Genomic DNA, 14,969 nt, shown 5'->3' on the forward strand with positions numbered 1-14,969 from the left:
AGGCCATAAGACTGATCGGGAGTTTCAATGCTCGCCAAGGTGTTCATCAATCGCTTCACCACCCCTCTGATTCAGCGGATAAGCTTTCGCTGGTCCTCCGCCTGGCGAGATGCATTGGCTTCAGCAATCGCAGCGGCGTTGGCCTGGGTTCTCGCCAAGCATTTGTTCGGCCATGTACACCCCGTCTTTGCTGCCATCAGTGCAGTGGTTTGCCTGGCACCCGGTTTGCCCAGTCATGGCAAACAGGCGATTGGTTTGATGGTGGGTGTCGCCACCGGGATTATCGTGGGTGACGCGGCCTTGTGGCTTCCAGATGCCTATCCTTTGCTGCGGATTGGCTTTGCCACGTTCTCTGCCATCGCCATTGCTGCCTTGTATGGTCTGGGACCCGTGGTTCCGATTCAGGCCGGGGTTTCGGCCGTACTGATGCTCGCAGTCGGCCCCGAGAGTGCCGGGGTGGTACGCATGCTTGATGTACTGGTAGGCGCTGGCGTAGGACTGGTCTTCAGCCAAGTGCTACTGACCCCCAATCCTATTGGCATCATTGATGGCTCGGCGAAGGACTTACTGGAAAAACTCTCCTCGGGATTTAGCAAAAGCCTGCAGGCACTCGAAGAAAATAACGCTGACAAGGCTCAAAGCGCCGTACAGATTTTCTCTCGGGCCCACGACAGCCTGATTGCCCTGGAGAACGGAATCAGCATGGCCCGCAACACCGCACGCTGGACCTTGCGCGGGCGCTTTGTGTCACGGGAGGTCAAGGGTATCGCCAGCCGTTACGAACGCCACGCCGTACGTTTGTACGCAAGCTCGCTGCTGTTCTCCGAGGCCTTTGCCGATGCCTTGCGCAAGGAGCAAGGCCCGGCACCGGCCTCGTTACACGAGCGACTGGAAAATGTAGCCTCAGGCTGTGCTTCGATCGCCAACGACAATGAGCGGCCAGTGCTGATCCCGGTATCAGCCAGTGAACTGGCCGATGCAGTGTCGGCACCGTGGCAGCTTTGCTTGCAACACTTGAGTACCGTTGAAAGCGCCCTTCTGACGTTTGGCTTTACCACGCAAACCGAAAGCCAGACAAACGCCAGCAAAAGCAAACCATAAGCATCAGTGAAACCCTTGCTCTTTCATGGCAAGGGGTTAAATCACACAGCTATTAGTACTATCTCCTACAACTTCTATTTCTCTTAACTCAAGAAATACGACTATTCCAAGACTTGGTTTACATATTCAATAGCACCAAGCTGTTACCAGACAGGAGTCACTCCACAAGACTGTCTATCCGAGCTGACCGTAAAGCACAGCCTTCCCTATAAAGAAACAAGACGGGAGCAAACTCAATGGCGTCTTCCCATTCGAGAGACGAACATTATCAAGCCTATCAATTCGAAGACCCCGAACTCGACGCCATCATCAACAGTACTGCAACACTTGATATAGACATATTACTCTACGGCGAAACCGGCACTGGCAAGGACACGCTGGCAGAACGGCTACATTCTTTATCCGGACGCCGAGGTCATTACATTGCAATAAACTGCGCGGCCATCCCCGAAAGCCTGGCTGAGAGCCAGTTGTTCGGCGTCACACACGGGGCATTTACAGGCGCGATGCAATCACGGGCGGGCTTTATTGAAGCCTCAGATATGGGCACGTTGTATCTCGATGAGATAGACAGTATGCCGCTGATCCTGCAAGCCAAATTATTGCGTGTACTGGAGACTCGCGGAGTCGAGCGGCTAGGATCGACAAGGTCCATACCCGTAGACATGCGCGTCATAGCCTCGGCTCAATCTTCTTTATCAGAGATGGTGGAACAAGGTCGTTTCAGAAGGGACCTGTACTACCGTCTCAATGTTGTGAGCTTGCATTTACCGCCTTTACGCGAGCGACGCGAACACATTATTCCCTTGTTCCTGAATCTGATTCAGCGCGAAGCAAACTACTTCAACTCATCCATACCAGTGCCCAGCACCTCACTGCTTCAACGTGTTGTTTGCCATGACTGGCCTGGAAATGTCCGGGAATTGAGATCCGTTGCCAAGCGACTGGTACTGGGTTTACCCTCACTTTTGGCATGTACAGGGATCAATAACAATGACGAAAAAACCTTGAAACTGCGTTTACAGCAAATCGAAAAATTAATCATTCAGGACTCCCTGCGACGTCACCTATATAGCTTGGATGCTGTGGTACTTGAGTTAGGTGTTGCGAAACGTACGCTTTACCATCGAATGAAACAACTGGACATATCCTGACCTCTATAAATTGGAACCGGGCGACTTAATAACCTCACTCAAACAACGAGCCAACTTCCTGGTTCAATATCAATATCGGCTTCCAGAGGAATACATATGCTACCTCTACTCCCCCTGTTGGCACCTATTATTTCACCTGCCGTAAACAAGGCTATTGATGCACTCGGTGGTCTTGCGAAAGACGCATTGAACGTCGCGATAACGACTGCGACATCCTCCCTCAACACTCCGCCTTCTACTGAAAAAATCATGTTTTAACACTTCCACAAGATAACCAACCACAGGAATATCACTATGTTTTTCCCACTCTTATTTGCGTTGTTCCGCGCAGGCGGTGGCGGTGGCGGTGGCGCCGAGGGTAATGCCCGCAACGGCGGCTCCCAAGACAAAGACCCCATCAAAGAGCAAGCAGAATTAAACAAGAAACTTGCCTGGGACAGTTACTTAACAAACAAAGAGAAACTGGAAAATGACGCCCGCGGTGCAAAATCGGCGGGCATCATGGATACCGCCAGTAAGCAGATGAATGCGATGCAATCTGCTGGTAAAGCACTGAACTATTGATGCATTGGCCAATGCCCCATCTCAATAATGGGGCATTGGCCTAAACGACCCGCTCAGACCTTTCTTGCGACACTCACCGATACGTCTCGCAGACCGAACACGGCACACCTGAGGCTTTATATGAACGTTAATGCCCCTGACGTTGCCACTCTGGCACCGTCCATGCCCTCTGACACGCCTCATCCACCTGAGACCGCCGATATAAACTGGTTCAATACCTTGTTGAATACGCCTGCGGCAGAAGCTTCTTACAACAACGGCGCCAACCCGCTCAGCCAGCGCTCGGAATTCCTGCAAGGCCTCTCGAACAGGGCTGCACAGGCCTTGCAAAAAGTCGGCACCAGTACCGATCCCATCGACATGCTCAAATCAACCCGGGCCATGTCGGCATTTCATCTTGAGACCGTATTGAGCGCCAAGATAATCAGCAAAACCTCACAAGCAATCGAAAAACTCACCAATCTGTCTTAGACGGTAACAGCATTGTGTCGCGCCTTATCAAGAGCCTGATGTTTTTGCTCGTAATCTGTTTGGCCGGTTGTGGTGAAAGTGTGGAGCTTCACAGCCAGCTTTCCGAACAGGAAGCCAATGAAGTCATCGCCGAACTGGCAGACAAACAAGTCCATAGCCAAAAGATCCCTACCAAAAACGGAGTCTCCGTGCGGGTGAGTGCGCAGGATATCAGCCGGGCTATCAAGACTCTGGCAGCCGCCGGGCTACCCAAGGCAACGCGCTCGACACTGGGACAAATCTTTCGCAAGGAGGGAGTCATTTCTACCCCGCTGGAAGAGCGTGCCCGCTACATCCACGCCTTGTCACAGGAACTCGAAGCCACGCTGTCAAACATAGAGGGTGTCATCGTTGCGCGTGTGCATGTGGTGCTTCCCGAGCGCGTAGCCCCGGGCGAGGCAGTTCAGCCCGCGTCGGCTTCGGTCTTCATCAAACATGACTCAAGGCTGGACCCCGACAGCATTCAGTCTCGGGTACGCCGAATGGTTGCCAGCAGCATTCCGGGCATGGCCACGGCATTAGACAACCCGAACAAAATAACCACGGTATTTGTCCCGTCGACGGCGTTTAAAGACAAGCAGCAGTTGCTCTTCTTCGGTCCTTTTCTGGTGCCGGAGCAAAACCTGGGGTTCTGGAAAAAAACCTTTGCCGTTGGAGTGTTTGGGCTCCTTCTTGCGATTACCGGCCCTGTCATGTGGCTGAAGTCGAGAAATAAAACGCCCCCACCTGAGGAAGGCTCTGCATGAACGAGGCTGACCTGTGGGCTCAGTGGTGGGCCTTCCCATGGCGCCAAACGCATCCGGACTGGCGCAACGTTGAAGCTGTTGTTTCTGAGGGTGCGCTAACCCGTAACCGGCACTCGGCCGTGAGCAAGGCTTTTTCCATTACCCCCTGCCTGCCCTGCGAACCTTCTGCCAGCCTGGTTTATCTGGCATTGGCCCAGCCGTCGCAACACGACTTCATGTTGCAACTGGTCGATCATATTTGCCGCCCGCTGCTGCCAAATCAGCTAAACGCGACACAGCGCCTGTGGTGCCAGCGCCTGGCGACAGGCCTGCACACCCAGAGCTGGCTCAAGCCAGCCGACGACGCGTTGCAGCTGCTGAGGGCTTGGGTTGAGCCGCACGTGTGGCAACGGCTGCGACTGCGCTTTGCGCCCCCAAGGATCATGGCACTGGAGCAAAAACCACCGTTGGATATCCGCCCGTCCAGGCTTCAGGTGCTTTGGCAAGCCGTGCTCTGGCATGAGCAAACATACCCTCCAGACTCAGGAAACACCGAGGGCAATCACAATGCTGTCACGACGCACGATTGAACTGCGGCCTGGCGCCCCCGGGCTGCCCCAGACACTGATTACCCGCGAAAACCTCATCGACTGCGGCCAGGTCAATCAAGTCCTTGAACAGGCAAAGGCACAAGCCGAAGAACTGCTGAGTCACGCTCATGCAGCATCCGAGGCCCTGTTGAAAAAAGCCCACGGCGAATTCTGGCAACAGGCCAATGCCCAGCTCTCGCACTGGCAACTGGAACACCGGGCCTTGTGCCAGGGGATCGAGTCGAGCGCTTCAACAGTGGTCAACCAAGCCTTGCTTCAATTACTCGATGAGGTGCCACAGCCTGCCCGTATCGCCGCCCTGCTGGCGCATCTGCTGCGCGCTCAATGCCCGCCCGCGAACGCCACCTTGCGCTGCCATCCACAGGCCCTTGAACCTGTTCGGCAGTGGCTCGGCACCCGTCCAGACAATCACTGGCAACTACAAACGGATGAACGTCTCGACAGCAAGGCCCTGGTGCTTGTCACCGCCTGTGAAGACCTGCGCATCGACTGGGCAACTGCAATTAAGGCCTTGTTGATCCCTGCCCCCACCGACGGAACCGATCATGGGCAAATCGCCACTGAGTCGTGAATATTAATGGTTGGAGGAACTATGGCTTCGTTCGAGAGTGTCCAGCGCCGAATTGATACCCGCTTTGCCCAGGCCCAAAAAAACCTGGATGAAATAGCCTTGAACAATCAGTCCGGTGTCGAAGACATGATGCGGTTCTACGAGGCTTCGCGAAGCATGGCGAGCGCAACGTTCGCGCTCACCGAGCAAACCCGGTTCAAGCACAGCCTGACCAAAAGCATTATCGATGCCGTGCAGTAATGATGGGGATCAAACGCGCCAGCCAGATCGCACTGTTGCCGTATCTTTTCATGTTGATGCCACAGGTCATGGCTGCAATCCCCGATGACTGGAAAAAAACGCCCTATGCCCATGAAGCAAACAACCGGGAGTTGCGCGACTTTATGGCGGACTTCGCCCACACCGTTGGTCTGCAGCTACAGATTGACGGTTCGTTGCAAGGCGTCATCAACGGCAAGCTTCGCGCCGATACGCTGCAGGGCTTTCTGGACCGGCTGGCTCTGGAGCACCGCTTCCAATGGTTCGTCTACAACAACACGCTCCACATCAGTTCTCTGGACCAGCAAAGCTCTGCTCGGCTGGAAGTCGCGGACGACACCGTAGCCGACTTGAAAACTGCACTGAGTCAGATAGGGCTGCTGGATGAACGCTTCGGTTGGGGTGAGCTGCCCGATATCGGCGTAGTCCTGGTTTCAGGGCCAAAACGCTACATTGAGCAAATAAGGCAGTTCAGCCGCAAGCGGGCACAAACGACCAACAAACAGGATGTTTTGAACTTCACGCTCCAGTTCGCCAACGCTGCGGATCGCCAGATCGACTATCGGGGCGAAAAGCTGACAGTCCCTGGCATTGCCAGCCTGTTGCGCGGGCTGCTCGATCACAAATCATCAATCCCCTTGGCGCTTGAACCAGCCACCACTCCCCCGCCAGTCAGCCTCGGCTCCACCTTTTCCAATCCCCCCCCGGCCCCTGTGCCTAAAACTGCCCGGGCAACCACAGGTACAGGCAACATCAGGGTGGAGGCCGATGTGCGCAACAACAGCGTGCTGATCTACGACGCCACAGAGCGACGGGCGCTGTATCAAACCTTGATCGCCGAGCTCGATGTACCACGCAAACTGGTAGAAATAGACGCTCTGATTCTGGACATCAATCGCACTCAACTCAAAGAGCTGGGCGTGAACTGGGGGTTTCAGAACAGCCGCTTCCAGGCAGGAGTGGGGAATCTGTCAGGCAACAGCTTTTCGTCTGTCTCCATTGCCCAATTTGATCGCTTCGTGGCTGATGTGAAGGCCCTGGAGGTGCGCGGCCTGGCGACGGTGGTGTCCAACCCTTCGATCATGACACTGGAGAATCAGCCGGCCGTCATCGACTTCAATCACACGCAATACATCAGAGCCATCGGTGACAGGGTGGCCAATATCTTGCCGGTTACCACAGGTACCAGCTTCCAGGTCATACCCAGGGTTATCGCGGCCAATGGGGCCAATCAAATTCACTTGATCATCGACATTGAGGACGGCGCCTTTACCAATACCACCGGGCCTGACTCAACACCGGATGTGCGTAAAGGCAACGTCAGTACCCAGGCGGTTATCAGCGAACAACAATCCCTGGTCATAGGGGGATTTCATGTCGCGCAAGAGGCCGACAGCCGCAATCAGGTGCCCTGGCTGGGAAGTATTCCCTGGTTGGGCAAAGCGCTGTTTTCTTCGTCGCAGTCCACTCAAAACCGACGTGAGCGCCTGTTTATCCTGACACCACGGCTGATAGGCGATCAGACCAACCCTGTACGCTACTTGCCGCAATCGGATCAGGCAGTGCTCGAAGCCGCGCTCAGCCCCCTGGCACGACGTGAAGCGCAGCAGCCCGTGATCACTCGCAGCGCCAACAGCTTGCCAATGTCCTGGCTCTGCGCGACCTGGCCTTTTTGACGCTGGTCTTTCAGCTTTTTTTGGCTCGCGTCGAATTTCTTTTCACCCGAGTCCTCACTCATGGCAGCGGGATCTTGAACAACAGGCCAAGGGAATGCCCAAGATCCCCCAGCCGGCCCATGCGCTCCACAATCAGGTCCTGCAACTGCGGCAGAAAGAGCAACAGAAAGCACAGCCCGGCCAGGCTCTTGGCGGGCATCGACAACACGAATACCTGCAACTGAGGGCTATAGAGGCTCAGCAGGGCAACCGCGAATTCAACGATCAGCAGCAGCGCGATAAAAGGGGCGGCATAAAGCACCAAGTGGGTGAAGGTATCGCCCAGCAGCGTTAAATAAATGGCAAAGCCATCTGCCCCTGGGGCCGGAAACCAAAGGGTTGGCGGCCAGATCAGGTAACTGTCCCAGATCACCTGGGTCAGGCTGCCCAGGCCCAGGGTCACGATCAGCAAAAAAATGCTCAGCTGCTTGAACATATGCCCGATTGGCGTGGCATCCGGCCCCAGTGACGGGTTGAGTTGCCCGCCGATCAAGGCGCCACGCTGATTGTCCAGCAAGGCCCCCACCGACTCGAACAACCAGAAGGGCATGGACAGCAGCATCCCCAGCAAAAAACCCAATACCGCTTCTTTAAGCACCAGCGCGATTATCGCGAGCAGGCTGTAATCCATGCCCGACAGGTTGTGGTGAATACCCGGAGTCGGCATCAGCGCCAATGAAAAAACGATGGCATGACGAGGCATCCCTTTCACATGCTGAAAGCAAAATGCCGGGATCAGATAAAAACAGGGGTACAGGCGCGCCATTGCAATGGCGAGGCTGGGCAAGTACTCCAGAAAAGGTATCTGTGGCGCCATGACAGAGCTCCATTCACTGCACCGTACGCGCAGCCATGTCGAAGGTAAGATTGGTCAATTGAATCAATTCGACCCCGATCCAGCGCCCGGTCAGCGCCAGCGTGATTCCCACGGCGACCAGCTTGATACCGAATGGCAATGTCTGGTCCTGTATCTGCATCAGCGCCTGGATCAACGACGTCAGCACCCCCACCACCACCGCCACAATCAGCGGTGGCGCGGACAGCACCACCACCAGCAACATGCCTTGCTTGAACACTAGAATCGGGTCCATTGGCGTCTCACAGATAGGACAGGAAAAGGCTGTCCAGCAGACGTGTCCAGCCCGAGACAAGTACAAACAGCAGGAGCTTGAGCGGCAGTGAAATCGTCATGGGCGAGACCATTTGCATGCCGAGGGCAAGCAGCAGGTTCGACACGATCAAGTCGATGACAATGAACGGGATGTAGATCAAAAAACCGATCTCGAACCCCGCCTGCAATTGCGACAGGACAAAGGCCGGAACCAGCAGAATCAGGTCATCGCGACTGACCTGCTGCGCCATTTCCGGGGGCCACATGCGGGCGGTATTTTCCAGCAGGTGGGTCAGCACATCGGGGTCGGTGTTGCGCGACATAAACGCCTGCAACGGTTTTACGGCCTGAAGCCCGCTGTCCTGCAAGGCTTGAACACTGCTCAGATCCACTGGCGACTGCTTGAGGATCCGGGAAATTTCATAGCCCACGGGCGCCATCACAAACAGCGTTGCGGCAAGCGCAATGCCATAGAGGGCCATGCTCGGTGGCACCTGCTGCACCCCGATGGCGTTACGGGTAATCATCAACACGATGCAGATTTTCAAGAAGGCCGTGCACACCACCAGCAGCATCGGCATCAATGACAGCCCCGCGAGAAACAGCGCCAGCAGAAGGGGATCAACCCCTTGAACCGTCATCGCGAAAAACTGATGCGCGACAACTGCAAGCCAAGACGCCCATCGACCTCTACCAGTTGACCGTGCCCGACCGGACGATCGCCGTAGTACAGCCCGGCCATGCCTGTGCTGTAGCCTTCAATATTCAACACCGTACCGGGAGCCAATTGCCGCAACTCACCCAGGCTCAGCCTGAGCACTCCGCAACGCACGCTCAGATCCACCAGCAAGGTTTCAAACGGCTCAGCAACCTCATCCCCGGCAACCTCAGTGCCTGCCAACCTAACGTCATCCACAGCTGACTCCTCGATAGAAAAAACACACAGGCTCCGGCGCCCGCCCTCATCATCAATCTGCGCTTGCAGCCGCAATCGCCCTACACTCAGCTGGCCAATGCCATCGGCGTTGAACTGCCCATGCTCCGGCATCAGTACGTCACCAACGCGCACTGTGCGTAACAGCTCAACTGCCAACGGCAAGCATCCGAGCACCACGGATACTGCCAGCGCAAAGTCCTCGGGCAACGGTGCCCTGATTGCCTGCCATCCTCCCGCGTCATGCAGCATCAGCAGACTTTGAGGCGCCATGCTCAGTTGGCCAACGCTGCGTGACTGCCCGACCCTCACACTGATCCGGCATTCGAAGGTGTGCTGCTGCACAGCGGCCAGAGGTCGAAAATAGCCAAAAATCCGGGTTAATTGCGGGCTCATGCGTTGCTGAAAAAGAGCCCAGAACCATGAGTCCGGATCATTGATGCCATCGGCCAAAACCACCGGGCACTCTCCGAACAAACTCAACAGGGCGCCCGCGTCACTGCCCAGCACATCGATCGCCGGGTAGTGGCCGCGCTCTGCCAGTTTTCGAGACAACACAATGTGCCCGTCCAGCAGGGAACGAACTTCATCTGCCACGGGGTCGCTCATGGAGTCCTGCTCGATCAGCACGGTATAAATGGCGGTGATAACGCCGTCCCGGGTCAGGCCCGCACGCTCCACCAAACGCGGCAACATGCTGTAAACCGATGGCGGCAACCCGCCCCGCCCCAACGGTTCGCCTGCAGCCAGCCCGATTTCGCGCTGGGCTCGGGCAAAGCGCGTCAGGGAGTCGATCAGTAATAAAACCCGCTGGCCTTTGCGCCGAAAACCTTCGGCCAGAGCGGTGGCCGTCAAGGCTGCCCGCGCCCGCTCCATACTTGAACGATCCGAGGTCGCACACACCAGCACCGCCTTGGCACGTAATCCATCGTCCAGTTCATGGTCGAGAAATTCACGTAACTCGCGGCCACGTTCGCCAATCAGGCCAAAGACGATCACATCGCAATCAACGTTGCGGGCGATTTCAGCCAGCAATGTGGTCTTGCCACAACCGGCACCGGCAAACAGCCCCACCCGCTGCCCCTCGCCCAGGGTCAATACGCCATCGATTGCCCGCACCCCTGTGGGTAATGCACGCCAGATACGCGGCCTCTCAGTGGGCAATGGCGCCTCGCACACCACCGCACTGGCATCGATGCAAGGCGGTCGGGCGAAGGCTCCCTGGCCGTGGCCGGTAAGCGGTCGGCCAAACCCGTCGAGCACTTGCCCCAGCAAATCATCCCCCACACGAACCTGATGCGTGCTCCCCAGCCGTTCAACTGCCGCGCCCGCTGCAATGCCTTCCAGTCCTGCCAGAGCACTGAGCATTGCGTCCTGCTGATCAAAGCCGATGATTTCAGCCAGTATCCAGTCGTTGCCCGATGTCTGGACCTGGCATAAATCCCCTATCCGGGCCTGGGGCAACCGACATTTCAGCAACATGCCATTGACCCGCAGGACGCGACCGCAGGCGTTCACCGGTGAAACGTTCGCCAGCCTTGCGCACTGGTGTTGTCGCCAGCGCTCAAGACGCTCTTCGACACCGGGGCTCACCAGCTCACCTCATAGCGCTGTTTTCCCTCAAACAGCAGGCGATTATTGTCGATCGCCGTCAACCGCACGCCGTCCGTCTCATCTCCGAAAAACAGCCGACGCCCGTCTGCCAGAACAACATGTGCCCGTTTGCCGCCAATTACCTGCACGATCCTGAAGGGCAGCGCGGTACTGATTTCCCGCGCCTTGTTGATGATCGAAACTGATGTTTCAAACTGCGCCTCAAAGCGATCGAGCATGCGTGAAACCAGCGCCAGCGCCTCTTGAGCAACGTCCCCGCGCAGAGTGATTTGATCTGCGGCCACCTCCAGCGTGATGCGATTGCTCAGCTCGCGCTCAATCAACATGCTGAGTAATTGCTGATGGACCTGATGGACCGTCGCAAGCGGGCGCTTGTCACTGACTGCAGAGGACTTAGGGGCGGGAAGCGGCACCGTGCCGGAAGGCGATATGGCCAACCCGGCCATGGCCAGCACGAGCACTGTCAGGGTGACCAGCAACCATTTCCCCATGCGCCCTTCGGGCGGTGTTCTCCTGTGTTCGGGCATGGCCTGGCTCGACACACAAGCCATGGCTGCAGGCGCCTCCCTCCAGAGACTTTGTGCATTGGCGATGCACAGTCGAATACCGCCAATGGAAAACTCGGTATCGGGGATCAGGTTGGCAATGTGCGCCAGGGTCGCTCCAGTTTCATCCAGCAACAACCCCTCTTGCGCCTGCACAATCCATCGACTGTCAACGCGGGTCAACCGGGCATGCCGATCTGCAATCCCGGGGTCGTACAGCTCCAGGTCGGCCTCCTGATGAGCGCCGATACACCACTGCTCGCCGAACAATGGCAACGCAGCGCCCTGATGCAAACCGCTCAGCACCCGCAATTCGAACAGCACGTCGGGCTCACAGGGTTCGAGGCTCAAGACTCGACCTCGCGCAGCAGGCCTTCGTATTCCAGATCAAATCGGCCAAGCACCCTGACCTTGGCCGATCCCGTCAACTCGGCGAACGATATGACCGGCACGTGGTTGAACTCATCGAACAATAACGTGCGCAGAGGGCTGCGCAGGTCATGCGCCACCAGCAATACGCTTTTCTCGCGTTTACGAGCCTCGAAGGCCTCCTTGAGCAATTGCACGAGCTGCGTGCTGTGCTCATTGTCCAGAGCAAAGAACACGCCGGATTGGGTCTGGCGTAAGGCCTCGCGAAAGATGTTTTCGGTGTGGGGTGAAAACAGCCAGGCATGGAGACCATCGATCTGGCTGTGCAGGTGATAGATCTGCGACTTCAAGGCGATCCGCACGTAATCCGCCAGCGCGATCACTTCGCGTTCGTGCTGGCCGTGCTCGGTCAGTACTTCAACGATCAGTCGCACGGCGCGCAAGGGCACTCCCTCACTGGCCAGGCGCTGCAAGACGCCAGAGAATCGAGAGAGCGGCATGATGCGTTGCAGCTCTTGCACCAGCTCAGGCTGGCTTTGTTCAAGCCAGCCGAGAATCGATTTACTCTCCTGGATCCCCAGAAACCGTGGCCCGCTGATCATCATGGCCTGGCGCATGCGTTCGAGAATCAAGGCATGGGCACTGAACGACCTGACCTCTTCCCGGGCCAGCAGCGGGTCGTCGGGTTGCAGCCATAGCCAGTCCAGTTCATCTCGCTGCTCGCTGCCTCTAAACGCACTCGGGGGGTGCGGGTCGACACTGTCCCGCGCCACGGCCAGCCAGTCACCAAAGGTTGCCTTGAGCACTGGCCCTTCGTGAACACAAAAGCGGAATTCATCCTCGGCCAGCAGGGCGCTGTATTCGATTTCAAAGGAAGGGAGGGTCAAGCCGGCAGTCGTGACAATGCTGTTGCGCACCTGACGAATCCCGTGAATAAGTTGCGTGGTGCGCTCCTGATGCTGATGTGCGCTGGCGAACTGCAACAAGTAAGGGCGCGACGGTTCGAACACTCTCAGATCCTCTTCGCCGTTTTGTTCAGGGGCAATCTGTTCCACCTGTACCGGTTGCAGTTCCTCGACCTTGCTGCTGCGCAGCAACAGGTAAAGCCCCAGCGAAAAGGTGCCCAGGGCAATACCGACAAAAACCAGGGTCGGCATCCCGGGCAAGGCAGCGAACGCCAGCATTCCCGCCGATGCGATTATCCAGCTCTTGGGTTCGCCGGTTATTTGCTGCTCGATCTGCGTACCGATGTTGCTGCGTGGGGATTGGTCGTCGGGAGCGACACGGGTGATGATCATGCCTGCGGTCAATGAAATCAGCAGCGCCGGAATCTGCGCGATCAGGCCATCACCAATGGTCAACACTGAATACAGCGATATGGCTTGGGCAGCACTCATTCCGTGTTGCAGCATGCCGGTGGAAAACCCGCCCAGTATGTTGATCACAACAATGACCAAGCCTGCGATGGCGTCCCCCTTCACAAATTTCATGGCGCCGTCCATTGCCCCGAACAGTTGGCTTTCCCGAGACAACTCATCGCGCCTGTGACGAGCCTGCGCACCATTGATCAATCCGCCACGCAAGTCACTGTCGATGGACATCTGCTTGCCAGGCATTGCATCCAGACTGAAGCGCGCCGCCACCTCGGCCACCCGTTCCGAGCCCTTGGTAATCACCAGAAAGTTGACGATGGTGATGATCAGAAAGATCACCAGCCCGACGGCGAGATTGCCCCCAACCACGAAGTTGCCGAACGCCTCGACAATGTCACCGGCATCCTGATCCATCAGGATCAGCCGGGTCGTCGCAATCGACAACGCCAGACGAAACATCGTGGTAAGCAGCAGGAGTGCAGGAAACGAAGAGAACGCCAAAGGACTCGGCAAGTAAAACGCCAGAACAATCAGCAGGCAGGCAATACAGATATTGACCGCAATCAGGATATCGACCATCCAGGTCGGCAGCGGCACGATAAAAATAAACACCATCCCCAGGACCACGATGGCCCCGAGCACCTCTCCCGGACTTGCAACGCGGCCCAGGCCTTTATTGAGCCATTGGACGAGTATCATCGAATGTATCTCGACAACCCGGGCCTCAGTTGGGCAATGCCTTCGGCCTGAGTGTGTTCACCCATCAGGCTCAAAAAAAGCTGCAAGGTGGTCTGGCGCTTTTCCGGATCACTCCACAGCACCAAGGGAAGGTGCTGAATCAACGGGTAGAGTTGATTCAGCGAGACCAGTTGGCTGGACAGCCTGGCGCCACCCAACTCCCGGCTCAGGCTTCGAACCTCCTCGGCGTCAATGTCCGTACTCGCGTATCCCAACAGGCGCTGCATCAGGGCTACGGCCGACAGTTCGGCCTGACGTTCACGGGATGGCAAACGCTCAAGAAAAAGACGGCAGTTACCCAAGGCACTGCCCAGTTGACTGCAACCCTGCAGACCGAGCAACAAAGCTCGCAGCTTGATGGTCGGCACCGAGGGACGGTAGGCCGCAAGATCATCCGCCAGCGCTCGTCTCATCATGCTCAGCCCGGCACTGATCCCCTCTTCACCGAACAGCCCCAGCAGCGCCTGGGTAATGCTCACCAGCGATTGCTTCACCACAACGCTGGTGTAATACAAAACACGAACCGCCTGTCGCAATGCGGCATCGCCATCGGCCGTTTTAAGCGCCAGCGCGATATTCACCCCGGCCTGGATCTGCGGGTGATAGCGGGCTTGCACCTGCTCTTGAAAATCACGCGCCAGCGCCGCTTCAGTTTCACGCCCGCGTGCCAGGGCCTGATCTGTCACGTGCTGCAGTACGACGTGGGTGCGAGCAGGATCACCACCGGTCAACGTCAGCAAACCCTCGACATCCGGCTTTGACAACAGCTCCTGACGAACTTGCCGGGCCAGTTGCCCCAGGCTGAGCTGGCCCGGATGACCCAACTGCTCATAGAGTTCGTTCAGTTGTTCAATACCCTGAATTCTCTGAACCTGAGTATCCAGCGTTCGCAGCTTGCGTTGACTCAGTTCCTTGCTGCTGCTCTCGACCTTCTGACTGAACAGCATGCCGACTTCCTCGGCGGCGCTTTGCTGAGACGACTGCGGCGTCTGAAATTGAACGGCCCGCGAAGAGAGCATCGAGCTCAGTGCCTGCACGGCGTCGTTTCGTCCGTCAAATTTCATGGGGATGCCAAG

Annotated in this window: 16 protein-coding genes and 2 pseudogenes; 9 read left to right on the top strand and 9 right to left on the bottom strand. The window is 56.9% G+C overall.

Annotation, left to right across the window (positions count from 1 at the left end; translation table 11 throughout):
* Positions 1-27 precede the first annotated feature (27 nt).
* From KO536_RS09305 to sctC, 9 genes are all read left to right on the top strand, one after another.
* The gene (locus KO536_RS09305; protein WP_219261694.1) at positions 28-1,101 is read left to right on the top strand and encodes an aromatic acid exporter family protein; all 1,074 of its coding nucleotides are present in this window, start codon (positions 28-30) and stop codon (positions 1,099-1,101) included.
* A 236-nt stretch (positions 1,102-1,337) separates the two neighbouring features.
* Positions 1,338-2,255 (top strand): sigma 54-interacting transcriptional regulator, encoded by a 918-nt coding sequence (locus KO536_RS09310; RefSeq protein WP_219261695.1) that lies wholly within the window; start codon positions 1,338-1,340, stop codon positions 2,253-2,255.
* 294 nt (positions 2,256-2,549) lie between these two features.
* The gene (locus KO536_RS09315; RefSeq protein ID WP_219261696.1) at positions 2,550-2,819 is read left to right on the top strand and encodes a hypothetical protein; all 270 of its coding nucleotides are present in this window, start codon (positions 2,550-2,552) and stop codon (positions 2,817-2,819) included.
* Positions 2,820-2,939: 120 nt separating this feature from the next.
* Entirely contained in the window at positions 2,940-3,290 is a 351-nt protein-coding gene (locus KO536_RS09320) for an EscI/YscI/HrpB family type III secretion system inner rod protein (protein ID WP_219261697.1), read from the top strand.
* A 38-nt stretch (positions 3,291-3,328) separates the two neighbouring features.
* Entirely contained in the window at positions 3,329-4,075 is a 747-nt protein-coding gene (gene sctJ / locus KO536_RS09325; protein ID WP_219261698.1) for a type III secretion system inner membrane ring lipoprotein SctJ, read from the top strand.
* Positions 4,072-4,644 (top strand): type III secretion protein, encoded by a 573-nt coding sequence (locus KO536_RS09330; RefSeq protein WP_219261699.1) that lies wholly within the window; start codon positions 4,072-4,074, stop codon positions 4,642-4,644. Before sctJ ends, KO536_RS09330 begins: the two co-directional genes overlap by 4 nt.
* The gene (gene sctL / locus KO536_RS09335) at positions 4,622-5,236 is read left to right on the top strand and encodes a type III secretion system stator protein SctL (RefSeq protein ID WP_219261700.1); all 615 of its coding nucleotides are present in this window, start codon (positions 4,622-4,624) and stop codon (positions 5,234-5,236) included. The genes KO536_RS09330 and sctL overlap by 23 nt, the downstream gene beginning before the upstream one ends.
* 21 nt (positions 5,237-5,257) lie before the next feature.
* The gene (locus KO536_RS09340; RefSeq protein WP_219261701.1) at positions 5,258-5,476 is read left to right on the top strand and encodes a type III secretion protein HrpF; all 219 of its coding nucleotides are present in this window, start codon (positions 5,258-5,260) and stop codon (positions 5,474-5,476) included.
* The gene (sctC, locus tag KO536_RS09345; protein ID WP_257622857.1) at positions 5,476-7,170 is read left to right on the top strand and encodes a type III secretion system outer membrane ring subunit SctC; all 1,695 of its coding nucleotides are present in this window, start codon (positions 5,476-5,478) and stop codon (positions 7,168-7,170) included. Before KO536_RS09340 ends, sctC begins: the two co-directional genes overlap by 1 nt.
* Here sctC and KO536_RS24515 read toward each other — a convergent pair.
* The 9 genes and pseudogenes from KO536_RS24515 to sctW form a co-directional block, all read right to left on the bottom strand.
* Positions 7,155-7,232, bottom strand: a pseudogene (locus tag KO536_RS24515) (hypothetical protein); the annotation flags it as partial. The gene sctC and the pseudogene KO536_RS24515 overlap by 16 nt on opposite strands.
* Positions 7,229-8,026, bottom strand: coding sequence for a type III secretion system export apparatus subunit SctT (gene sctT, locus KO536_RS09355; RefSeq protein ID WP_219261702.1), 798 nt, complete (start codon positions 8,024-8,026; stop codon positions 7,229-7,231). The gene sctT and the pseudogene KO536_RS24515, both read right to left, overlap by 4 nt.
* Before the next feature lie 13 nt (positions 8,027-8,039).
* Positions 8,040-8,300 carry a type III secretion system export apparatus subunit SctS gene (gene sctS / locus KO536_RS09360; protein WP_219261703.1) on the bottom strand — a complete coding sequence of 87 codons (261 nt, stop codon included), beginning with the start codon at positions 8,298-8,300 and terminating at the stop codon, positions 8,040-8,042.
* A gap of 7 nt (positions 8,301-8,307) precedes the next feature.
* Positions 8,308-8,961, bottom strand: coding sequence for a type III secretion system export apparatus subunit SctR (gene sctR, locus KO536_RS09365; RefSeq protein ID WP_219261704.1), 654 nt, complete (start codon positions 8,959-8,961; stop codon positions 8,308-8,310).
* Positions 8,958-9,650 (bottom strand): FliM/FliN family flagellar motor switch protein, encoded by a 693-nt coding sequence (locus KO536_RS24435; protein ID WP_307876321.1) that lies wholly within the window; start codon positions 9,648-9,650, stop codon positions 8,958-8,960. Before KO536_RS24435 ends, sctR begins: the two co-directional genes overlap by 4 nt.
* A gap of 102 nt (positions 9,651-9,752) precedes the next feature.
* Positions 9,753-10,847: pseudogene (locus KO536_RS09375) on the bottom strand (FliI/YscN family ATPase); the annotation flags it as partial.
* A complete protein-coding gene (locus KO536_RS09380) occupies positions 10,844-11,764 on the bottom strand; it encodes an FHA domain-containing protein (protein ID WP_257622858.1) in 921 nt (306 codons plus the stop codon). The gene KO536_RS09380 and the pseudogene KO536_RS09375, both read right to left, overlap by 4 nt.
* Entirely contained in the window at positions 11,761-13,854 is a 2,094-nt protein-coding gene (sctV, locus tag KO536_RS09385; RefSeq protein WP_219261705.1) for a type III secretion system export apparatus subunit SctV, read from the bottom strand. The genes KO536_RS09380 and sctV overlap by 4 nt, the downstream gene beginning before the upstream one ends.
* Positions 13,851-14,957: a type III secretion system gatekeeper subunit SctW gene (gene sctW / locus KO536_RS09390; RefSeq protein ID WP_257622859.1), complete on the bottom strand. Its 1,107-nt coding sequence runs from the start codon at positions 14,955-14,957 to the stop codon at positions 13,851-13,853. The genes sctV and sctW overlap by 4 nt, the downstream gene beginning before the upstream one ends.
* Positions 14,958-14,969 lie beyond the last annotated feature (12 nt).

It is taken from the genome of Pseudomonas sp. NKUCC02_KPG, from assembly GCF_019345465.1.
Taxonomy (GTDB): Bacteria; Pseudomonadota; Gammaproteobacteria; order Pseudomonadales; family Pseudomonadaceae; genus Aquipseudomonas.